Annotated in this window: 22 protein-coding genes; 10 read left to right on the forward strand and 12 right to left on the reverse strand. The window is 63.5% G+C overall.

Annotated features, from left to right (window positions below):
• Window positions 1-41: 41 nt before the first annotated feature.
• Both ACIQLI_RS09735 and galE read right to left on the reverse strand, forming a co-directional pair.
• Window positions 42-341, reverse strand: a complete 300-nt coding sequence (locus ACIQLI_RS09735) for an SIP domain-containing protein (protein ID WP_400387597.1) — start codon at window positions 339-341, stop codon at window positions 42-44.
• A 517-nt stretch (window positions 342-858) separates the two neighbouring features.
• On the reverse strand, window positions 859-1,911 hold the full coding sequence (gene galE / locus ACIQLI_RS09740; RefSeq protein WP_400387599.1) for a UDP-glucose 4-epimerase GalE: 1,053 nt from the start codon (window positions 1,909-1,911) through the stop codon (window positions 859-861).
• An 80-nt stretch (window positions 1,912-1,991) separates the two neighbouring features.
• On the opposite strand from galE, the gene ACIQLI_RS09745 reads away from it, so the two are divergent.
• Both ACIQLI_RS09745 and ACIQLI_RS09750 read left to right on the forward strand, forming a co-directional pair.
• On the forward strand, window positions 1,992-2,618 hold the full coding sequence (locus ACIQLI_RS09745) for a TetR/AcrR family transcriptional regulator (RefSeq protein ID WP_400387601.1): 627 nt from the start codon (window positions 1,992-1,994) through the stop codon (window positions 2,616-2,618).
• Window positions 2,619-2,706: 88 nt separating this feature from the next.
• Complete coding sequence (locus ACIQLI_RS09750) at window positions 2,707-3,318, forward strand: hypothetical protein (protein WP_089595694.1); 612 nt, start codon at window positions 2,707-2,709, stop codon at window positions 3,316-3,318.
• A gap of 7 nt (window positions 3,319-3,325) precedes the next feature.
• On the opposite strand, the gene ACIQLI_RS09755 is transcribed toward ACIQLI_RS09750, so the two are convergent.
• Both ACIQLI_RS09755 and dapD read right to left on the reverse strand, forming a co-directional pair.
• Window positions 3,326-4,168, reverse strand: a complete 843-nt coding sequence (locus ACIQLI_RS09755) for a hypothetical protein (protein WP_400387604.1) — start codon at window positions 4,166-4,168, stop codon at window positions 3,326-3,328.
• A gap of 13 nt (window positions 4,169-4,181) precedes the next feature.
• Window positions 4,182-5,207: a 2,3,4,5-tetrahydropyridine-2,6-dicarboxylate N-succinyltransferase gene (dapD, locus tag ACIQLI_RS09760; protein WP_400387607.1), complete on the reverse strand. Its 1,026-nt coding sequence runs from the start codon at window positions 5,205-5,207 to the stop codon at window positions 4,182-4,184.
• Between the two features lie 85 nt (window positions 5,208-5,292).
• Here dapD and dapE point away from each other — a divergent pair, with 85 nt between their 5' ends.
• On the forward strand, window positions 5,293-6,417 hold the full coding sequence (dapE, locus tag ACIQLI_RS09765) for a succinyl-diaminopimelate desuccinylase (RefSeq protein WP_400387610.1): 1,125 nt from the start codon (window positions 5,293-5,295) through the stop codon (window positions 6,415-6,417).
• A gap of 76 nt (window positions 6,418-6,493) precedes the next feature.
• Here the strand turns inward: dapE and ACIQLI_RS09770 are convergent, their stop codons facing one another.
• The 4 genes from ACIQLI_RS09770 to ACIQLI_RS09785 form a co-directional block, all read right to left on the reverse strand.
• On the reverse strand, window positions 6,494-7,387 hold the full coding sequence (locus ACIQLI_RS09770) for an amino acid ABC transporter permease (RefSeq protein ID WP_354228022.1): 894 nt from the start codon (window positions 7,385-7,387) through the stop codon (window positions 6,494-6,496).
• Window positions 7,384-8,034: an amino acid ABC transporter permease gene (locus ACIQLI_RS09775; protein WP_354228024.1), complete on the reverse strand. Its 651-nt coding sequence runs from the start codon at window positions 8,032-8,034 to the stop codon at window positions 7,384-7,386. Before ACIQLI_RS09775 ends, ACIQLI_RS09770 begins: the two co-directional genes overlap by 4 nt.
• 91 nt (window positions 8,035-8,125) lie before the next feature.
• A complete protein-coding gene (locus ACIQLI_RS09780; RefSeq protein ID WP_026539963.1) occupies window positions 8,126-9,001 on the reverse strand; it encodes a glutamate ABC transporter substrate-binding protein in 876 nt (291 codons plus the stop codon).
• Window positions 9,002-9,076: 75 nt separating this feature from the next.
• Window positions 9,077-9,832, reverse strand: a complete 756-nt coding sequence (locus tag ACIQLI_RS09785; protein ID WP_026539964.1) for an amino acid ABC transporter ATP-binding protein — start codon at window positions 9,830-9,832, stop codon at window positions 9,077-9,079.
• A 163-nt stretch (window positions 9,833-9,995) separates the two neighbouring features.
• Between ACIQLI_RS09785 and ACIQLI_RS09790 the strand changes: the two genes are divergently transcribed.
• From ACIQLI_RS09790 to ACIQLI_RS09805, 4 genes are all read left to right on the forward strand, one after another.
• Window positions 9,996-10,835 carry a TIGR00730 family Rossman fold protein gene (locus tag ACIQLI_RS09790; protein ID WP_354228029.1) on the forward strand — a complete coding sequence of 280 codons (840 nt, stop codon included), beginning with the start codon at window positions 9,996-9,998 and terminating at the stop codon, window positions 10,833-10,835.
• A gap of 26 nt (window positions 10,836-10,861) precedes the next feature.
• Window positions 10,862-11,188 (forward strand): DivIVA domain-containing protein, encoded by a 327-nt coding sequence (locus tag ACIQLI_RS09795; protein ID WP_400387616.1) that lies wholly within the window; start codon window positions 10,862-10,864, stop codon window positions 11,186-11,188.
• A gap of 77 nt (window positions 11,189-11,265) precedes the next feature.
• A complete protein-coding gene (locus tag ACIQLI_RS09800; protein WP_400388176.1) occupies window positions 11,266-12,483 on the forward strand; it encodes a hypothetical protein in 1,218 nt (405 codons plus the stop codon).
• 227 nt (window positions 12,484-12,710) lie between these two features.
• A complete protein-coding gene (locus ACIQLI_RS09805; protein WP_089595685.1) occupies window positions 12,711-12,878 on the forward strand; it encodes a DUF3117 domain-containing protein in 168 nt (55 codons plus the stop codon).
• Between the two features lie 63 nt (window positions 12,879-12,941).
• Here the strand turns inward: ACIQLI_RS09805 and ACIQLI_RS09810 are convergent, their stop codons facing one another.
• Window positions 12,942-13,574 carry an O-methyltransferase gene (locus tag ACIQLI_RS09810; RefSeq protein WP_354228033.1) on the reverse strand — a complete coding sequence of 211 codons (633 nt, stop codon included), beginning with the start codon at window positions 13,572-13,574 and terminating at the stop codon, window positions 12,942-12,944.
• Window positions 13,575-13,812: 238 nt separating this feature from the next.
• On the opposite strand from ACIQLI_RS09810, the gene sigE reads away from it, so the two are divergent.
• Genes sigE through ACIQLI_RS09825 form a run of 3 tightly spaced genes read left to right on the forward strand, consistent with a single transcriptional unit; the run spans window position 13,813 to window position 15,794 of the window.
• Entirely contained in the window at window positions 13,813-14,436 is a 624-nt protein-coding gene (sigE, locus tag ACIQLI_RS09815; protein ID WP_400387621.1) for an RNA polymerase sigma factor SigE, read from the forward strand.
• Window positions 14,437-14,443: 7 nt separating this feature from the next.
• Window positions 14,444-15,358: a hypothetical protein gene (locus ACIQLI_RS09820; protein ID WP_400387624.1), complete on the forward strand. Its 915-nt coding sequence runs from the start codon at window positions 14,444-14,446 to the stop codon at window positions 15,356-15,358.
• A gap of 31 nt (window positions 15,359-15,389) precedes the next feature.
• On the forward strand, window positions 15,390-15,794 hold the full coding sequence (locus ACIQLI_RS09825) for a Sec-independent protein translocase TatB (protein WP_354228038.1): 405 nt from the start codon (window positions 15,390-15,392) through the stop codon (window positions 15,792-15,794).
• A gap of 37 nt (window positions 15,795-15,831) precedes the next feature.
• Here the strand turns inward: ACIQLI_RS09825 and ACIQLI_RS09830 are convergent, their stop codons facing one another.
• The 3 genes from ACIQLI_RS09830 to ACIQLI_RS09840 are packed head-to-tail and all read right to left on the reverse strand — an operon-like array spanning window position 15,832 to window position 18,959.
• Window positions 15,832-16,959, reverse strand: a complete 1,128-nt coding sequence (locus tag ACIQLI_RS09830; RefSeq protein WP_400387627.1) for an Mrp/NBP35 family ATP-binding protein — start codon at window positions 16,957-16,959, stop codon at window positions 15,832-15,834.
• 4 nt (window positions 16,960-16,963) lie between these two features.
• The gene (locus ACIQLI_RS09835) at window positions 16,964-17,695 is read right to left on the reverse strand and encodes a DUF1003 domain-containing protein (RefSeq protein WP_400387630.1); all 732 of its coding nucleotides are present in this window, start codon (window positions 17,693-17,695) and stop codon (window positions 16,964-16,966) included.
• A complete protein-coding gene (locus tag ACIQLI_RS09840) occupies window positions 17,676-18,959 on the reverse strand; it encodes a magnesium transporter MgtE N-terminal domain-containing protein (protein ID WP_011775428.1) in 1,284 nt (427 codons plus the stop codon). Before ACIQLI_RS09840 ends, ACIQLI_RS09835 begins: the two co-directional genes overlap by 20 nt.
• Between the last annotated feature and the right edge of the window lie 66 nt (window positions 18,960-19,025).

Consider the following 19,025-nt stretch of genomic DNA (forward strand, 5'->3'; position numbering starts at 1 on the left):
GATCCTGCCCTGCAGGTCCCGAGTGCCGCGCCATCCCCGGTTCAGCGGCCGTACTCGAATGCGAGCGCCTGCAGCACCGCGGGATCTGTCACGTCTCGTCCCGCTGCACGTGCAGCGACGAATGCGGGCAGAGACGCCTCGAACGCGTGATCCCATTCCCGGCCCGCTGTCCAGTACGCACTCGCGTGGACATCGTCCGGGTGGAGGTAACCGTCGGAGAGGAGCCTACGACGCACGGCGGAAGCGGTGGAGTGTTCCGCTCCGATCCAGGCGGTATCGAACCCCTGCGCAGAAGCGGTGACGGCGTCGAGGAACTCGTCGACGGAGGAGAAGCAGGTCACTGATGCGCAGGCCGGCAGGCGCGCAAACCTGTCACTCCCACGCGATCACCGACGCGGAGAGTACGTATCCATCGCGAGAGCGCCCCGGTCGAGCGCCGCAGGATCTCGACGCGCACCGTCCCCGAAGAAGCGGCGGTGACGTGCGCGGTCACGCATCGGATCGGAGGTGCCTCCACGCCTGCCGGGAGCACGACGCGGCCGTCAGCACCATAGGACGGCAGCGGGACGGGGAGCCCGTCGGTCGCGGGAAGATGCAACTTGATCGCATCCACCGGTCGCATCCGCGCCTGCCGGAGTCCGTCCGAATGCAACCAGACACCCGTGTATGCCTCCGAGATCTGTCGCAGAGCGGTGACCGTCGCGAGATCACAGACGAATCGCCCGGCCGAGTCGCGCAGGATCGCGCGGAGTCGGGCACGTTGCGACGACGGCCGCGGGGGGGGGGGGCCGCCCACCCCCCCCCCCCCCCCCGCGGGGGGGGCGCCCGCCGTCGTTAATGACTGAGGAGTAGGTAACCTCAGCGGCCGGTCGCCTGGACGTTCGCCGCGGCCGGCTCGGCAGCGTTGTACCCGTAGGGGTTGTTTTTCTGCCAGCGCCAGTGGTCCTCGCACATCTGGTCCACGTTCTTGGTGGTGGACCAGCCGAGGTCGGCCAAGGCGGAGGAAGCGTCTGCCCAGAAAGCGGGGAGGTCGCCCGCGCGGCGGCCTGTGATCTCGTACGGAATCGGCTGGCCGACGGCCCTCTCAAAGGAGCGCAGCACTTCCAGCACTGAGGAGCCGCGGCCGGAGCCAAGGTTCCAGCGTCGGACGCCCGCGCGCGCGGCGATATAGTTCAGGGCTGCTACGTGGCCGTCGGCCAGGTCCACCACGTGGATGTAGTCGCGCTGTGCGGTGCCGTCAGGGGTGTCGTAGTCGCCGCCGAAGACCATGAGCTTCTCGCGGCGTCCCACAGCCACCTGTGCGATGAACGGCACGAGGTTGTTGGGAATGCCCTGGGGGTCCTCGCCGATGCGGCCGGACGGGTGTGCGCCCACCGGGTTGAAATAGCGCAGCAGTGCGATATGCCAGCGGTCGTCCGCGTTGCCCAGGTCCGAGAGGATGTCCTCGATCTGTTCCTTGGTGCGGCCGTAGGGGTTGTTGGCGCCGATTTCCATCTTTTCGATGTACGGGATGGGGTTGTGCTCGCCGTACACCGTGGCTGAAGAGCTGAAGACGATGGAGCGCACATTGTGCTTGTCCATGGCGCGGAGCAGGTTCAGGGTGCCAACGATGTTGTTGTAGTAGTAGGCGAGGGGCTCCTGGACGGACTCTCCTACGGCCTTCAAGCCAGCGAAGTGGATCACGGCGTCGATCTGGTGCTGGTCGAACACGGCCTCGACTGCGGGCTCATCCACCAGGTCAACCTTGTGGAACGCGGCGGTCTTGCCGGTGAGCTCCGAGACCCGGCGGAGGGATTCCTCGCTGGAGTTCACCAGGTTATCAAGCACGACGACGTCGTGGCCGGCTTCCTGAAGGGACAAAACGGTGTGGGAACCGATATAGCCGGTGCCACCCGTGACAAGAATTTTCATGATCACTACGCTAGCGGAAATTGGAGCCACGCCGCTCTGTGTTGAGCGGTGTTGAAGCACGTTCGTGCTAAAAACTACTGGTGCCCAAAATTGTTGATGCCGAAGCCCGGCGCCAGGAAGTTGTCCAAGCCGTATTCCGGATCATTGCCAGCGATGGCCTGGAACGGGCATCCCTCCGGGAAGTGGCGGATGAAGCCGGACTGGCAGTGGGCTCCGTCCGGCACTACTTTGCCAGCAGCGACGACCTCCTGGTGTTTTCCTTTGGCGCTGTGATTGACCGGATTGCCGGCCGGCTTGAGTCCTCAATGGCAGCTGTGGAACAGGAAGCGCCGGACAGCCCGGAACAGCAAGCTGCAGTATTGAACCTTCTGGGCCAATTCCTGCCTCTGGACGAGGAACTGGCCGTGGATGCGTGCGTATGGATGGCATTCAGGCATGCCGCCCGCATCAAACCCGTCCTCGCAGCCGAAGCCGAGCGAAGCCACCGCACTGTAGCGGCCGTCGTCGGGCGTCTGATCATGCACCTGAGCCCCGGGGGAGCCGATGCGCAACAAACCCTCGTCGCAGAGGCGGAGCGGCTCCTGGCGACCATGGACGGCTTGTGCATGCACGCGCTGTTGCAGCCCGAGTGGATGACTGCCGAGATGTGCAGCGATGTCCTCACAGCCCATCTGCGGTCCCTTGCCGGCATGCCAGCTGCCCACTGAGGGAGATGCAGGGAGCCACGCCCCTACCGTCCTGAGCCAACGGGAATAGACTGGGAGATGTCGGGAACCTGCCAAGGGAGGAATTCGGATGCACGAGTCAGGCGGCCCGGGATGGCGCATCACCATGGACACGTCCGGGCCGATGCTCATCGCCTTGTACTTGCGGGACGTCGCCGGATTGGATGGTGCCGGCAGACCGAGCCTGTCCCACGCAGCCCCCAAAGTCCGGCATGCCGACCACAGCCACCTGACCTCCGATGTCGGGGGTATCCACGCCCTCAAGACCGAGTGGGAAGCCTGGTGGGAAAGCCTGGTCAAGTCCTACCCCAAGCCGGCCTCGGAACTGGCGCCACCCAGTTTCAAGGCCTTCGGCAACTCGCCGGCGCTCCAACGTGTCCTACAGGCCCATTTCGGTTCGGCCCTGGGATGGGCCACCGACAGGATCGATGAGTACGCCGACCTCGAAGCTGCCCGTGAAGCCAACGGTGTGACCCAGGTCCTGAACGAGATGGTGGAGGACCGCCTGCTGGAAGTCGGGCGCAGTTCCCGCGATTTCGAACTGACCATCATTGAGCTGCCCTTGAACGAACCACGTGCCTGGTACCTGGAGCCCAGCACGATGATCATGAGCCACAGGCTGCTGTCCGAGCCCGACGTCTTCCGCAGCTACGTTCAGCCGGTGGTGGAGATCCTCGCCTGACGTAAAGTCACGTGGCGGGGGCTGAGACGGTGATGGTGACGGTCTCTGCAGGTGCCGTCGACGATTGCCATCCGTCACGTTTCTCCCGGTTCCAGGCGCGGCCGCCAACATCCACCTGGGTGATGGAGAGCGTCTTGGCGTTGGCCACGGCCCAGTGGGCCACGGCCCACGCCTGCGTCCCCGTGATGTCCAGCTGCACCGAGCGGCCCTGTACGGTAGCCGCTTGGGTGCCGAACGCCGTCGTAAGTTCATCGACGACGGCGGCAGGGTCACCCGCCGCTTCGGGCATGCGCAGTTCGCAGTTCAGCGCAGCCTCGGAGTGTCCCGTGAGTGCGGAAGCGAAGGCCCTGGCCATGCCTTCATGCTGGGCGTAGGCGCGGGGGAAGGCTGAGCGTTGGACCGCTTGGGCTGCCTGGGTGATCTCCATGGACTCGTAGCCGGGGACTTTGACCAAGCCGTCAAAGAACGCATTGGCGGCGTAGACGGGGTCCATGACCTGGGCTTCCGTGCCCCAGCCTTGCGACGGCCGCTGCTGGAAAAGCCCGCGGGAGTCGGGACCGGCGTCGTCACCGTAGTTGATGTTCCGCATCCGGGATTCCTGCATGGCGGTGGCGAGGGCAATGCTCGCGGCCCGGGGAGGCAGCCCGCGCTGGACGGAAATGGCGGTGATGAGGGAAGCATTCGCCGCCTGGTCCGTGGCGAGTTCATGGCTTTCAGAGCCGACGACGGCGACGCAGCGCTCCGTGACCAAGGTCTCGGAGCGCTGCAGCACTGCAACGATCGCGTAGATGGCACCTGCTACGAGGGCCAAAGCCAGCACCGCAACGATGGCGCGGCGGAACCGGCGCACGGAAGTCCTCCTGCTAGTTGGCGTGAAGGGCCTCGTTCAGCTCCACCGTCTGGCCCTTGCGCGGAAGGACTTCCACGCCGCCGGTGGTGGAGTTGCGGCGGAACAGCAGGTTGGGGACCCCGGAAAGTTCCACGGCCTTGATGATCTTGCTGGTGTCCTCGCCGTTCTCGTCCTTGGGACCCGGAACGCGGACGCGGGTACCGGCGGTGACGTACAAGCCGGCTTCCACAACGGAGTCGTCACCGATGCTGATGCCCACGCCGGAGTTGGCGCCGAGCAGCACCCGCTCACCCAGGGCAATTTTTTCCTTGCCGCCACCGGAGAGCGTGCCCATGATGGATGCTCCGCCGCCAACGTCGGTGCCGTCTCCGGCTACGACGCCGGCAGAGATGCGGCCTTCCACCATGGAAGTTCCCAGGGTGCCGGCGTTGAAGTTCACGAAGCCTTCATGCATGACGGTGGTGCCTTCGGCCAGGTGGGCACCCAGGCGGACCCGGTCGGCGTCGGCAATGCGCACGCCTGTGGGAACAACGTAGTCAACCATGCGCGGGAACTTGTCCACGCCGTAAACCACTACGTTGCCGCGCTTGCGCAGGCGGGCGCGGGTCAGTTCGAAACCGTCCACGGCTGCGGGACCGAAGTTGGTCCACACCACGTTGGGAAGCTTGCCGAAGACGCCATCGAGGTTGATGCTGTTCGGCTTGACCAAACGGTGCGAGAGGAGGTGCAGGCGCAGGTAAGCGTCGGCGGTGTCTGCCGGTGCGGCGTCGAGGTCGATCTGCGCGAAAACCACTTTCTGCTCCGTACCGCGGTCGGCGTCCTTGCCGTCGTTGGCCAGTGCAGTGAGCGCGGGGTCAGCGTTTTCAACGTCGCGCAGGGTCTCGGCCGCAACGCCCAACGCGGGAGCCGGGTACCAGACATCCAGCACGGTTGCTTCCCCGGAGGCCGGGGTAGCGATGGTGGCGAGGCCGAATCCGTAGGCTGATCGGAGGTTGGCGGGCGCGTCTGTGGGCACAGCAGAGGAAGCAGTTTCAGTCATGGGGCAAGTGTATCCAGCACCCGGAGGTCGGTTAAAACCCGTCTCATGCCATGGAGGTCGCATTTGCGGGCATTAGGCTGGACAGGTGACCCTGAACCCTGCTCCCGCCCTCCTTGACCTGCGCCAGGACGTTGCCCTGCTGACCGCCGCGATTATCGACTTCAACAGCGTCTCCGGCAATGAGACCGAGCTCGCCGACGCCGTCGAGTCCGCCCTGCGGGCCATGCCCGCCTACACGGTGGTCCGCGACGGCGACGCCATCATTGCCCGCACCGAACTTGGCCTCTCGGAGCGCGTCATCCTGGCTGGACATCTGGACACTGTGCCCCTGCCCACCGTGGAGGGATCGCTGGGCACCGTTCCGGCCACCTGGGAATCCGGTATTCCCGGTGAAGGCGTGCTGTATGGCCGCGGGACCACGGACATGAAGGGCGGCGTCGCGGTGCAGCTTGCGTTGGCGGCAACACTGTTCGACGACGGTCGGCAGCCGGACAAGGACGTTACCTTCGTCTTTTACGACCATGAGGAAGTAGAAGCGGTCAAGAGCGGCCTCGGAAGATTGGTCCGCAACCACGGTGACCTGCTGCAGGGCGATTTCGCGATTCTTTTGGAGCCGACCCACGGCACAGTGGAAGGCGGCTGCAACGGGACAAGCCGTTTTGAGGCCACCACGATCGGCGAAACAGCCCACTCCGCGCGGGCATGGATGGGCATCAATGCCATCCACGGCGCTGCCCCCATCCTGGCGCGGCTCGCCGCCTACGAGCCGCAGACCATCAACGTGGACGGCCTCGACTACCGCGAGAGCCTGAACGCAGTAAAGATCAACGGTGGAACTGCGGGCAACGTCATACCGGACCGCTGCGTGGTGGAGATCAACTACCGCTTCGCCCCGGACAAGACACCGGACCAAGCCGAAGTCCACGTCCGTGAATTGCTGGAAGGATTCGACGTCGTCCGCACCGACGCCGCTGCCGGCGCTCGGCCCGGATTGAACCACCCCGCGGCCGCGTCCTTCGTGGCCGCAGTCGGTGCCGAGCCCAAGCCCAAATACGGCTGGACCGACGTCGCGCGGTTCAGTGAACTGGGAATCCCGGCGGTGAACTTTGGACCTGGCGACCCCCTGCTGGCGCACAAGGACAACGAACACGTCGACGCCGATGCCATCCGTGAGTGCCTGCGGGCACTGAGGACGTGGCTGACGCCGTAGTCCGGGAGATTCTGCCCGGTAATGGGAGAAGGTCCGCAACCTGGTGGCTGCGGACCTTCTCCATGATGGTGCAGGACTACGCTTTGTTCGGGCCTTCGATGGAGTCCTTGGCGATGGGGTCGTTACCGCCCACCACGAGCCCAGTCCGGAGGCTGGGGGGAGCCACGCCGCCGGCGGCCTTCTTGGAACCGCGGCGCTCAATCATGATCGCAATCCGTGACACGGTCAGGTTGATCAGGATGTAGATCGCTGCACCGACGAAGAAGGCCGGGAACAGGAAGTCCGGACCCAGGAAGTCGGCCATGATCTGGATCTTCCGCAGGAGTTCCTCATAGCCCACGATGTAGCCAAGCGAGGTGTCCTTGAGCAGGACCACCAGCTGGGCGACCAACGAGGGCAGCATCCGGCGGACTGCTTGCGGGAATTCGATGGACATCCGCGACTGGAAGCTCCGCAGGCCAATGGCCAGGCCGGCTTCGCGTTGACCCTTGGGCAGCGACTGGATGCCGGCACGGAGGATTTCGGCGAAAATGGCGGCGTTGTAGAGCGTCAAGCCCACCACCACGGCCTGGAACTGACCGGTTGCGAAGACCAGCAGCACGAACAACATCATGAGCACCACCGGCATGCCGCGGAGGAACTCGAGGACCACCTGGGTGGGAATGCGGATCCAGGCGATCAGGGAGATCCTTAGCAGGCAGAGCGCGATGCCCAACGGGAAGGCAATGACTGCTGCGACTGCGGCCGCGGCCAGCGTGGACAGGATGCCTTGGCCGATCAGGCTCCAAACATCCGGAGCCATGGGGCCGTAGAAGATCACCCAACGGTCGGCGTCGAAAATTCCCTGCTGCGCGAGGGTCATGACCGCAATGGCGAGGATGCCAAGGATGATCAGGATGCCCGCTGCGGAGCCGATGAGCGAATAAAGGCGGGCCTTGGGCCCGGGGACGTCGTACAGGACCGAAGTCATCGGGCAATCGCCACCTTTCGTTCAACAAAGTGCGCCAGCAGGCCCAACGGAACCGTGATCAGGAGGTAGAAGAAGGCCACCCCGAGGAGGATCCAGAGGACTTGGTCACCGTAGTCGTTGGAGAGCTTGCGACCGTAGCCAAAAAGCTCGAGGACGAAGAATGCGCCGGCCACCGAGGAGTTCTTCACCAATGCGATCAGGATGTTGATCAACGGCGGGATAACGGTACGGACGGCCTGGGGAAGGACAATGAAGCCCAGGACCTGGGTAAAGGTCATGCCGATACTGCGGGCAGCCTCTGCTTGGCCCACGGGCACGCTGTTGACACCGGAACGGACGGCTTCGGCGATGAAGGCGGCCGTGTAACTGCTCAGCGCGATGATGGCGGCAACTTCGAATTGCTCGAACTTGACGCCCAGCCGGGGGAGAACGATGGCTGCGAAGAAGAAAATAATGGTCAACGGGGTGTTACGCGCGACTTCAACATAAAACATGCTGAAACCGCGGAGTGCAGCCACGGGGGAAACCCTCATGGCCGCCAGGAGTGTGCCGACAAGGAGGGCAATGATTCCTGAAATTACGGAGAGATAAAGGGTTCGGAGAAATCCGTCCCAGTATTCGGGGAGGCTTGCTATGACGGCGTCCATGGCTTCCTTTGGCTGCAGCTAATCAGGGAACAGGGTCCTGGAGTCGTCAACTGCCGCCGCCCGGTGGGCGGCGGCAGTCAACGGATCCCGACTAGTAGCGGTTGATCGCAGGAAGTTCAGGAGTGGTCTTGATGACCTTGCCTGCAGTGGCTTCCCAAGCCTTCTTGTAATCGCCGTCCTTCTGGAATGCCTCGAGCTGGTCGTTGATCCAGTTGCGGAAGACGGTGTCGTCCTTCTTCAGGCCGATGCCGTAAGGCTCCTTGGTGAAGGTTTCATCCGAAGCAAGCTTGAAGGCATCCGGTTCCTTGTCCACGTAGCCGGCAAGGATCACGTTGTCCGTGGTGACTGCGACAACCTGCTTGTTGCGCAGCGGCTCCAGGCAAGCGGTGTAGGTTGCAGCGGGAACAACTTCAGCGCCGTACTTCTCCGCGATGGTCTTGGCGGGGGTGGACCCGGTGACGGAGCAGACCTTCTTGCCCTTGACGTCTTCAGGCTTGGTGATGGAGTTGTCGTCCTTGTTCACCAGCAGCGCCTGGCCTGCTTCGTAGTACGGTCCCGCGAAGGCGACCTTTTCCTTGCGGGCGTCGTTGATGGTGTAGGTGGCGATGACCAGGTCAACGCGGCCCTGCTCGATGAACGATTCGCGGTTCTGGGAGACGGTCTCTACCCATTCGATCTTGTCCGGAGCGATTCCCAGCTTGGCGGCGATTGCCTTGCCCATTTCAACGTCGAAACCGACAGGCTTGCCATCCAGGCCCTTCTGGCCGAACAGGGGCTGGTCAAACTTGGTACCGATGGTGATCTTCTGCGCCTTGTTCAGCTTCTCCATCGTGGTGCCGGCTTCGAAGCTGGCCGAGGCAACAGGAGTGGTGGTGGTGCTGCCGCCGCCGCATGCGCTCAGCGAGAGGGCGAGGGCTGCGGAAGCGGCCACCAGGAGTGATTTCCTCCGGGTAATGAAAGCCTTCATGACATTCCTTTCATAGATTGGCCGTCTTACGGCCTGGGTGCGGTCTTTAACGGCCTGGGTGCGGGCGGTAAAGAGCTAGTGGGTCAAAAGCTTGGACAGGAAGTCCTTGGCACGGGTGCTCTTCGGGTTGGTGAAGAATTCCTCGGGGGTAGCGTCTTCCACAATCTGGCCGTCAGCCATGAACACCACGCGATCGGCAGCCTTGCGGGCAAAGCCCATCTCGTGGGTGACCACGATCATGGTCATGCCTTCTTTGGCCAACTGGATCATGACGTCAAGGACTTCGTTGATCATTTCGGGGTCCAACGCGGACGTCGGCTCATCGAACAACATGACCTTCGGCTTCATGGCAAGAGCACGTGCAATGGCCACGCGCTGTTGCTGGCCACCGGAGAGCTGGGCGGGAAGCTTGGGAGCCTGGTGCCCAACGCCAACGCGCTCAAGGAGAGCCATGGCTTCCTTGTCGGCCGTGCCCTTGGCCACACCCTTAACCTTGATGGGTCCCAGCGTGACGTTCTCAAGAATCGTCTTGTGGGCGAACAGGTTGAAGGACTGGAAGACCATTCCGACGTCGGCACGCAAGTGCGCGAGGTCCTTGCCTTCTTCGGGAAGCTTCTTCCCGTCGATGGCGATGTCACCGTCGTCGATGGTTTCCAAACGGTTGATGGCACGGCAGAGTGTGGACTTACCGGAACCTGAGGGCCCGATTACCACTACCACCTCACCCTTCTTGACCTGAAGGTTGATGTCCTTGAGGACATGGAGTTGACCGTAATGCTTGTTGACGCCATTCAGGGAGACGAGGGCATCGCCGGACGCTTGAGTAGTCATACGACGAATCTAGCGAACAAAGAAGCAAATATGACCACGGTCACGGCAACTTCCCCAAGATCGTGACTGAACAGAAACCTGCCCCACAGCGATATACCAGACTGCAATGCAAGAACCGGGTCGCAGCAACGGAGCAGGCGGCTGTAAGCGCTAGCCTTGTGCGATGAGCATCAGCCAGCACCCAGTACCCCACCCGGATGCCAACGGCCAGGTCAGGGCCACCCAAGTCCCCCTGCCCTCGGACATCGCGCCGGCCAAGCACAAGGGCTCCTTGGAGCTTCGCCGCAAACAAGCGGATACGGGGATGTCCGACCAACATTTGCTGGACACGAGTGGTGCCGGACAGTTCATCCACACTGATCCCTGGCGTGTCCTGAGGATTCAGAGCGAATTCGTGGAGGGCTTCGGCGCGCTTGCTGACCTGGGACCGGCCGTCAGCGTGTTCGGCTCTGCCCGGACCAAGCCCGGAACCGAGTACTACGAAATGGCAGTGGACGTAGGACGCAAACTCGCTGAAGCGGGCGTTGCCGTGATCACCGGCGGCGGTCCTGGCTCCATGGAAGCTGCCAACAAAGGTGCCGTGGAGGGCAACGGAATCTCCGTGGGCCTGGGAATCGAACTTCCCTTCGAGCAGGGACTGAACCAGTGGGTGGACCTGGGCATCAACTTCCGCTACTTCTTCGCCCGAAAGACCATGTTCGTCAAGTACGCACAGGGCTTTGTGGTCCTGCCCGGCGGCCTGGGCACCCTTGACGAGCTTTTCGAAGCCATGGTGCTGGTGCAAACCCGCAAGGTGACCTCCTTCCCCATCGTTCTTCTGGGGGTCAGGTTCTGGGGACCCATGATCGAGTGGATCCGGGAGACCCTGGTGGCGGAGGGCATGGTGTCCGAAAAGGACCTTGACCTGATCCAACTGGTGGATGACCCCGCGGATGCCGTGCACCGCGTTTTGCACGGGGCGCCGCTCCCTCCCACTCCCAACGGAAACCAGCGCCCGGAATAGCCGGCCGGTTCTGGCACGATGGTCCTGTGAGCTTTTTCCTGGTGTTTCTCGCGATTGTCCTCATCGGCGCTGTGCTGTACCTCGGAGCCGGGATTGTCCGGGGACGCTCCATCGGCGCCGGCCTTGACGACCCCGTAGCGAACCTGCCGCCGGTGGTGCTGTCGTCCAAGGCCAAACCGTCCGACGTCGATTCCCTGCGTTTCGCGCTGGGGTTGCGGGGATACCGCATGGACCAGGTTGACCAGGTCCTCGATGACCTGCGTGATCAGTTGCAGGCCAAAGACCGCGAGATTGAACGACTCAACGCGCTGGCGCGACTTGAGGACGGCGAACCCGGCCGGATCAAACCGTGAGTCCCCAGACCAGGAGCAAGGCCGGGCAAGGGCCCACGGAACGGATTTCGAACTCTGCCTCAGCCCTGGCCGCACGGATGTCGGCGTGGCCATGGTGGCTCCAGGTTTCCTTGGTCTTCGTGGTGGCCAGGCTCGTCAGTGCGTGCATCTTCATGGCCGCAGCCATCCACCAGGGCACCAACCCGTGGTTTCCGCCGGCGCCGGATTACTGGAACTTCATCACCATCTGGGACGGGCGCTGGTACCAGGAGGCGGCAGACAAGGGCTATCCTGCAGAGCTTCCCGTGGACGCCAACGGCGTAGTCAAGGAAAATGCCTGGGCGTTCTACGCGCTGTTTCCCTTCCTGGCCCGGGGCCTGTCCGCCATCACCGGGATGGGGACTTTGCCCGCCCTCACGGCCATCGCAATGACGGCGGGCCTCGGTGCAGCACTGGTCATCTACCTGCTCTTCCGGGAGTTCGCAGGCCGGCGCAGCGCCATGTGGGGCGTCATTTTCGTTTCGACTTTCCCGGTGTCTCCCATCCTGCAGGTCCCCTATGCCGAATCCCTGAACCTGCTGCTTCTGGCATCGTCACTGCTCCTGGTGGTCAGGCGCCGCTACTTTACAGCCATTCCCGTGGTGCTCCTGATGTGCCTGTCCAGGCCCACCGGGGTTCCGTTCGCCGCCATGCTGGGGCTGCTGTTCCTGTGGCGGTTGTGGCAACGGTTCCGGCAGTCACCAATGGCACTGCCGGCTGATGGCACTGCCGGAAATGCCGGCAACGCAACGGGCCCGACGTCGACGCGCAGCCTGGTATCACTGGCCGCCCTCGTGTTCGCTACGGGTCTTGCGGCTCTGGCATGGCCTGCCATTGCCTGGGCCGTGACGGGGGATCCGGCGGCCTACACCCGCACTGAAACGGCATGGCGTGGTCATGACCTCGTGCCATTCAAGCCCTGGTTTGATACCGGCCGGATGTTGTTCGGGCCGGTGCTGGGAATACTGGCCCCCTTCGTTTTTGCCGGACTCTTTGTGCTGGTGATGGTGTCCAGGCCGGTCCGGGCCATCGGAACGGAGCTGCGACTGTGGTGTGCCTGTTACATGGGCTACCTGTTGGTCTTCCTGCACCCGCAAACCAGCACGTTCCGTATGCTCCTGCCGCTGTTCCCGCTGGCGCTGGGGGCAGCCCTGCTGTCCAAATCCAAGGCATACCGTGGCACCGTGGTGGCCATGTTCATCCTGCTCCAGATTGTCTGGGTGGTATGGCTGTGGGCGTGGGCCCAGCTGCCCGGAGGAGGCGACTATCCGCCCTGACGTGCAGCTTTGCCGGGGAGGGGCAATATGTACAAAGACCGGACAAATGGCGCGCTGATTCGCTACGGACGGTTAAGTACGGGATAATGGTCCAAGAGCAAGGACAAAGCACCTAAAAGTGCCCGGCCAAGGCGGCCTCCCAAGCGTTGCCGCCGGCTGCAATTGCTACGCGGATCCAGCCCGGCCGGGTTGGGCGTGACTTGGGACAAATGGAGGGGATTTTCCTAATGGCGGCGATGAAACCACGTACTGGCGACGGCCCGATGGAAGTTACCAAAGAGGGACGCAGCCTGATCATGCGTGTGCCGCTCGAAGGCGGGGGACGGCTTGTGGTCGAGCTCAACGCCGCTGAGGCGGAGAACCTCAAGGAATGCCTCGTAGGCGTGACCGGATAGATTTACCAAGCAGGGCCCGGCTGAGCCGGGGCCCTGCTTTTTGGTTTAAGAAAGGCTGGTGCCTTACCTTTTGACGGCCACCAGCAGGCCATCACCGGTGGGCAGCATCGCCGACGCCAGCCGATCATCGTCCCGGATTGCCTTGCCGATCTGGCGCAGCACCACGGTGGTGGAATCGCGTGCCGCCGGGTTGGCCACACGGTCCTTGTCCAGGGCGTCATTGATCACCAGCGTGCCGCCGGACTTGAGGAGGCGGACGGCCTGTTCCACGTACTTGGGGAAGTTGGGCTTGTCGGCGTCGATGAAGACGAGGTCATAGGCCGAATCCGTCAAGCGTGGCAAGACGTCGGCCGCCCGGCCTGAAATGGTGCGGGTGCGGTTTGCCGGGCTGCCGGATTCCAGGAATGCCTCCCTGGCCGCTTTGAGGTGTTCAACGTCAACGTCGATGGTGGTCAGGACTGCCTGGGGGCTCAGGCCGCGGAGCAGGCAAACACCGGAGACTCCGGCTCCCGAGCCGACTTCAACCACTGTCTGTGCCTTGGATGCGGCAGCGAGGACCGTGAGTACTGCGCCCACGCCGGGGCTGATGGGGGTGACTCCCAGCTCGAAAGACCGCTCCCGGGCGCGCAACAAGACGTCATCCTCAGCAGGCAGATCTTCTGCATAGGACCAGCTGCTTGACTTGTCGGCACTCATGAAGGGTTTCGCTTTCCGCGGGTAGGGGTGTTTGTACCAAGACTACTGTGTAAGCACACGTAAACCCGCTGTTGGGCAGCCCTCCTGCGGCTGTGTCCAGCGCAGTCTTCAGCCCTGCGGGAAAAACCTGCCCCAGTCAGGAAATTCCCAGACAACCTTGGGATGATAATGGTCCGATCATCCATGAGGTGGCCGGCGCCGAGGGATTCGGTGAACCACAGTTTGAGGGGAGTGGACGATGCCGGCATTGCATGCTGCGCCAGTCCAAACATCGGAGAGCATTGACGGCGTTGCCGACTGGGTCATGCCCAGCTGGGAGGAAGTGGTTGCCAACCACTCCGCCAAGGTATATCGCCTCGCCTATCGCCTGACGGGAAACAAGTTCGACGCCGAGGACCTCACCCAGGAGGTCTTTGTCCGGGTGTTCCGGTCGCTGGAGAATTTCAAGCCGGGAACCTTGGACGGCTGGCTGCACCGCATTACCACCAACCTGTTCCTGGACCAGGCCCGGCGCAAGAGCAGGATCCGTTTCGATGCCCTCGCTGAGGACGCAGAGTCCCGCCTGCCCGGCCGGGAACCCGGTCCGGAGCAGAGCTTCGAACACAACAACCTTGACCTGGATGTCCACCGTGCATTGGAAGAACTGCCGCCGGACTTCCGTGCCGCCGTCGTGCTGTGCGATCTCGAAGGCCTTTCCTATGACGAGGTTGCAGAGGCGCTGGGCGTGAAGCTCGGAACCGTCAGGTCCCGCATCCACCGCGGCAGGACCATGCTGCGGGAGAAACTCGCCCACCGCGATCCCCGTCCGGCCGAGGCCCGCAAGCCGCGCCTGAAGATGCCGCGCATCGCAAGCATCCTTTAGGACGTCGATGCCTCGACATCCTCGTCGTCCGGGACTGTTGTCCCGGCGCAAACTGGCTGCCCTGCGCCATTCCCGCAACCCGGACCACGTTCAGGACTGCGCCGATTGCAGCAACGCCCTTCGCCGGGAACGGCAGTACCTTGAACGTCTCCGGGGTGCTTCCGTGCCTGAAGCCAGCCAGGACCTCGCCGCGCGGCTGATCCAGCATACTGAGCGCCTTGCCAACGAGCCTGGCCAGGACTTTGCCGCCAGGCCTTCGTCCAGCGGCATCCGCCGGGGGCTTCGCCTCGCGGGCGTCGCAGCCGGCACCTTGGCTGTCAGCGCCGGTGCCTTGGGGGTGTCCGCGTACGTGGTGGCTGGTGACGACGTCCCGCAGGTCCGGTCCGGAACCAGCGACGTCGGTGCACTTGCCGGAGCGTGGACAGGAAACCCGGTGGAAAGCATGGCCGGATCTGTCTTCCGGGCCGGCAGCACTGTCAGCCTGAGCTCTGCCCAGCTGGACGCACTGCGGGAAGAAGGGTGGGCGTGCCCCGAGCTGGCAGGAATGGGCTTCACGGTGGTCTCGGCCCACGGCACAATGTACAACGGGCATCCGGCGGTGGAAATAAGGCTGGAAAGCAACGGACACTACGCCACCATCGTGGAGGAGCATCTCCCGGCTGATCAGCCAGTTCAGGGACCAACGACGTCGGCGCGGCTTTCTGTCACGCAGGGGAGCCCGTGGAAGGCCGTGTACACCATGCCCGCTGCAGTGATCAGCTATGCGTCCGACCTTCCTGCCGACACTGCGGATGATGCCGTCCCTGAAATCGTCCGGGCAGGCGAGTCCATGGGAGCTGATCAGCCCGTCGAAGGCGCCGAAGCCTGGTACGCGAGGCTGCTGCGCGGACTCCAGACCCTTCTCCGGCCCGCCGGTTTATGAGCGGCACCACAGACAAGGTAATCTTCGTAGCGTGCTTGGAATCAACGGCCCGGAGTTCATACTCCTTCTGATTATCGGCGTACTCGTCATCGGTCCCAGCCGTTTGCCCGAATACACTCAAAAGCTTGCCAACCTGGTCAAGGAAGTCCGTCGGATGGCGTCGGGTGCCCGTGAGCAGATCAAGGAAGAAGTCGGCATCGACATCGATGACGTCGACTGGAAGAAATATGATCCCCGGCAATACGATCCCCGGCGCATCATCAAGGATGCACTGCTGGATGACGACACCAAGCCCGTGAGCGCAGGAGCGCCTGCCGTTGCCGCAACAGCTGCTGCCGCGGCTGCGTCGGTGGAGACCAAGCCCAAGGCCCCCACCCGGGTCATCGAGCGGCTGGCAGAGGGCGAAGCTGCCCCCTTCGATACCGAAGCAACCTGACCCGGCTGGTATCGCCGCCCTGGACAAACCGCGCGTGTCAGCGGGGTTCGATCCCCAGCGAGAGTCCTGACAATCCCCGGGGCCGTGACGCCAAGGCCGAGGCCACGTCCTGCATAGCCTTCGCGGCGGCAGTTTCGGGTGCTGACAGGACCACGGGTTTCCCGGCGTCTCCGCCTTCCCGCAGCCGGATGTCCAAAGGAATCTGGCCCAGTAAAGGAACCTCGCTGCCCACGGCAGCGCTCAGTCGCTCAGCCAGGATGGCGCCGCCGCCACTTCCGAACAATTCCATCCTGCCGCCGTCGGGCATTTCCAGGAATGACATGTTCTCGATCACGCCGGCCACTTTCTGGCCTGTTTGCGTGGCAATCGTTCCAGCGCGCTCAGCGACGTCGGCGGCAGCGGCCTGCGGCGTTGTCACCACCAAAATCTCGGCGTTGGGCAGCAGTTGGGCCACGGAAATGGCGATGTCGCCCGTGCCGGGAGGCAGGTCCAGGAACAGGGCGTCGAGGTCGCCGAAATAGACGTCCGTGAGGAATTGTTCCAGCGCCCTGTGCAGCATGGGACCGCGCCAGGCCACGGGCTGGTTGCCTGCCACGAACATGCCAATGGAGATGACCTTCACGCCGTAGGCCACCGGCGGCAGGATCATGTCATCCACCTGGGTGGGCTTTTGGGTGATGCCCATCAAGGCTGGCACTGAGAAGCCGTGGACGTCGGCGTCAACGATTCCCACCCGAAGACCCTGGGCAGCCAATGCGCAGGCTAGATTAACGGTGACCGAGGACTTTCCCACACCACCTTTTCCGCTGGCTACGGCGTAGACCTTGGTCAGGGAGCCCGGCTTGGTGAAGGGTATGCCGCGCTGGCCGCCTGGGCCGCGGAGCTGTTCCTTAAGCGCTTCACGCTGTGCCGGGGTCATGACTTTCAGCTCCACGTCCACGGACTTGACGCCCTCCACCTGCGACAAAGCCGCAGTGGCGTCCTGCGTGATGGTCTCCCGAAGGGGGCAGCCGGCAATGGTCAACAGGACGGCGACATGGACTGCGCCGGCGTCGTCGGAAGACACCGATTCCACCATTCCGAGCTCCGTGATGGGGCGGCGGAGTTCGGGATCGATGACTGTAGCCAAGGCAGCGTGGAGCGCCTCGGCAGATGCGGTGCTCATAGGGTCAGGCTCGGCTTTCAGGAGTTTCAGGCGACGGCTTTGCAGTGGAGTGCTGCGGTCCTGTGGCCCGCGGCTGGCGGACCTTGGGGATCTGCTGTGTGCGGGGGCCACGGGACTTGTCGCGTTTCTCCTTCAGTTTCTCCTTGACCTTCTCGCCAGGGGACTCTGTGCCGTCCGCAGTGGATTCGCTCTCGCGAAGCTCTTCCTGTGCATCGATGATGTCCTCCAGCAGGCTCCGGAGTTCGGTCCGGACATAATCACGGGTGGCTACTTCACGCAGGGCGATGCGGAGAGACGCCAGCTCCCGCGTCAAGTACTCGGTGTCGGAGAGATTGCGTTCGGCACGCTGGCGGTCCTGCTGGAGCGAGACGCGGTCCCGGTCATCCTGCCGGTTCTGGGCCAGCAGCAGGAGTGGTGCCGCATACGAGGCCTGAAGGGACAACATCAGCGTCAGCAGGGTGAAGCCCAGCTCCATGCGGTCGAATTGCCAGTCCGTGGGCGCGAAGGAGTTCCACGCCAGCCAGAACACACAGAACACCGTCATGTAGACAAGGAACGTCGGCGTGCCCATAAACCGGGCGAAGCCTTCGGTTGCGTTGCCGAAGGCATCCGGGTTGGGGGAGAACTTCGGCAGGATCCGTTGCCGGCCGCTCAGCGGGGTGTCGAGGCTGCTGCTTGCGCGTCCTGCCGGCTTGGGGGATCGTGCGGCGTTGTTATCAGCCAATGCGGCCTCCAAGTTTCCTTATTGGGGCGTCGTCCTCGTGGGCGCGCCAGTCATCCGGCAACAGGTGATCCAGCACGTCATCAACAGTCACCGCCCCCACAAGGCGGCCGTCGTCGTCAACGACTGGAAGGGAATTGAGGTTGTAGGTGGCAAGCGTTCGGGCGACTTCGCTGATGTGGGCTTGGTCCGAAAGAGGTTCAAGATTCTTGTCAACGAGGTTGCCCAGCGGCTCGGGCGGCGGGAAACGCAGGAGCTGCTGGATATGCACGACGCCCAGGAAACGCCCCGTAGGTGTCTCCAGGGGAGGCCGCGCGATGAAGATCGACGATGCCAGCGCGGGGGAGAGCTCCTCGCGGCGGACGTGGGCCAGCGCTTCGGCAACGGTTGCTTCCGGCGGGAGGATGACCGGGACTGGAGTCATCAGGCCGCCGGCGGTGTCTTCGTCGTACTCCAGGAGACGTCGGACGTCTTCGGCTTCCTGGGGTTCCATGAGTTGCAGCAGCTCTTCCGCCTGGGCAGAGGGAAGCTCGGCGAGGAGGTCGGCGGCGTCGTCCGGGTCCATCTCTTCGAGGACGTCTGCGGCCCGCTCCACGTCGAGGGCGGAGAGAATCTCCACCTGGTCATCTTCAGGCAGTTCCTGGAGGACGTCAGCCAAACGCTCATCCTGGAGCTCGCTGGCCACCTCAAAACGCCGCTTATCGCTCATCTCCTGAAGGGCTTCAGCAAAGTCGGCGGGCTTAAGGTCTTCGTGCGTAGCAACGAACTGCGTGGCAGCCTGAGGCTCGTTGTGGGCGCCGGTCTGGGCGTCGGCCCAATCGATGATCAGTGTCTCGTTGCGGCGGAGCCTGCCAAACGGTGACAGCGAGTGTCCGCGACGGACGAACAGCTTGCTGACAAACCAGTCCTTGGACCGGTGCTGATCCATGGCGATGTCCTCGATGGTGGCGTCTCCGCTGCCATCGGCAAGGGTGACGCGGCGGTCGAACATCTCGGCAACCACCAGCGTCTCGGCGCCCCGCTGCTCGAAGCGGCGCAGATTGACCAGGCCCGTGCAAATGATCTGCGTCTGGTCAATGGACGTAATGCGGGTCATGGGGACAAAGACACGCTTTTTACCCGGCACTTCCACCACTATGCCCACCACGTGTGGCGCCCCGCGGGTCCCGCGGGAGAGCACCACGACGTCGCGCAACCGGCCCAGACGATCGCCCAAGGGGTCGAAGACGTCCAAACCGAGCAGGCGCGCGACAAAGACGCGTGAAGGATGTGTGCTCATGTTTACAGGCTACCGAGTCTGCTCTCTTTTAGCTGAATTCCAGCCTGTTCACATGTCCATGAGACA

Origin of the sequence: Paenarthrobacter sp. NPDC091669 (assembly GCF_044756725.1) — a bacterium.
Taxonomy (GTDB): domain Bacteria; phylum Actinomycetota; class Actinomycetes; order Actinomycetales; family Micrococcaceae; genus Arthrobacter; species Arthrobacter bambusae_C.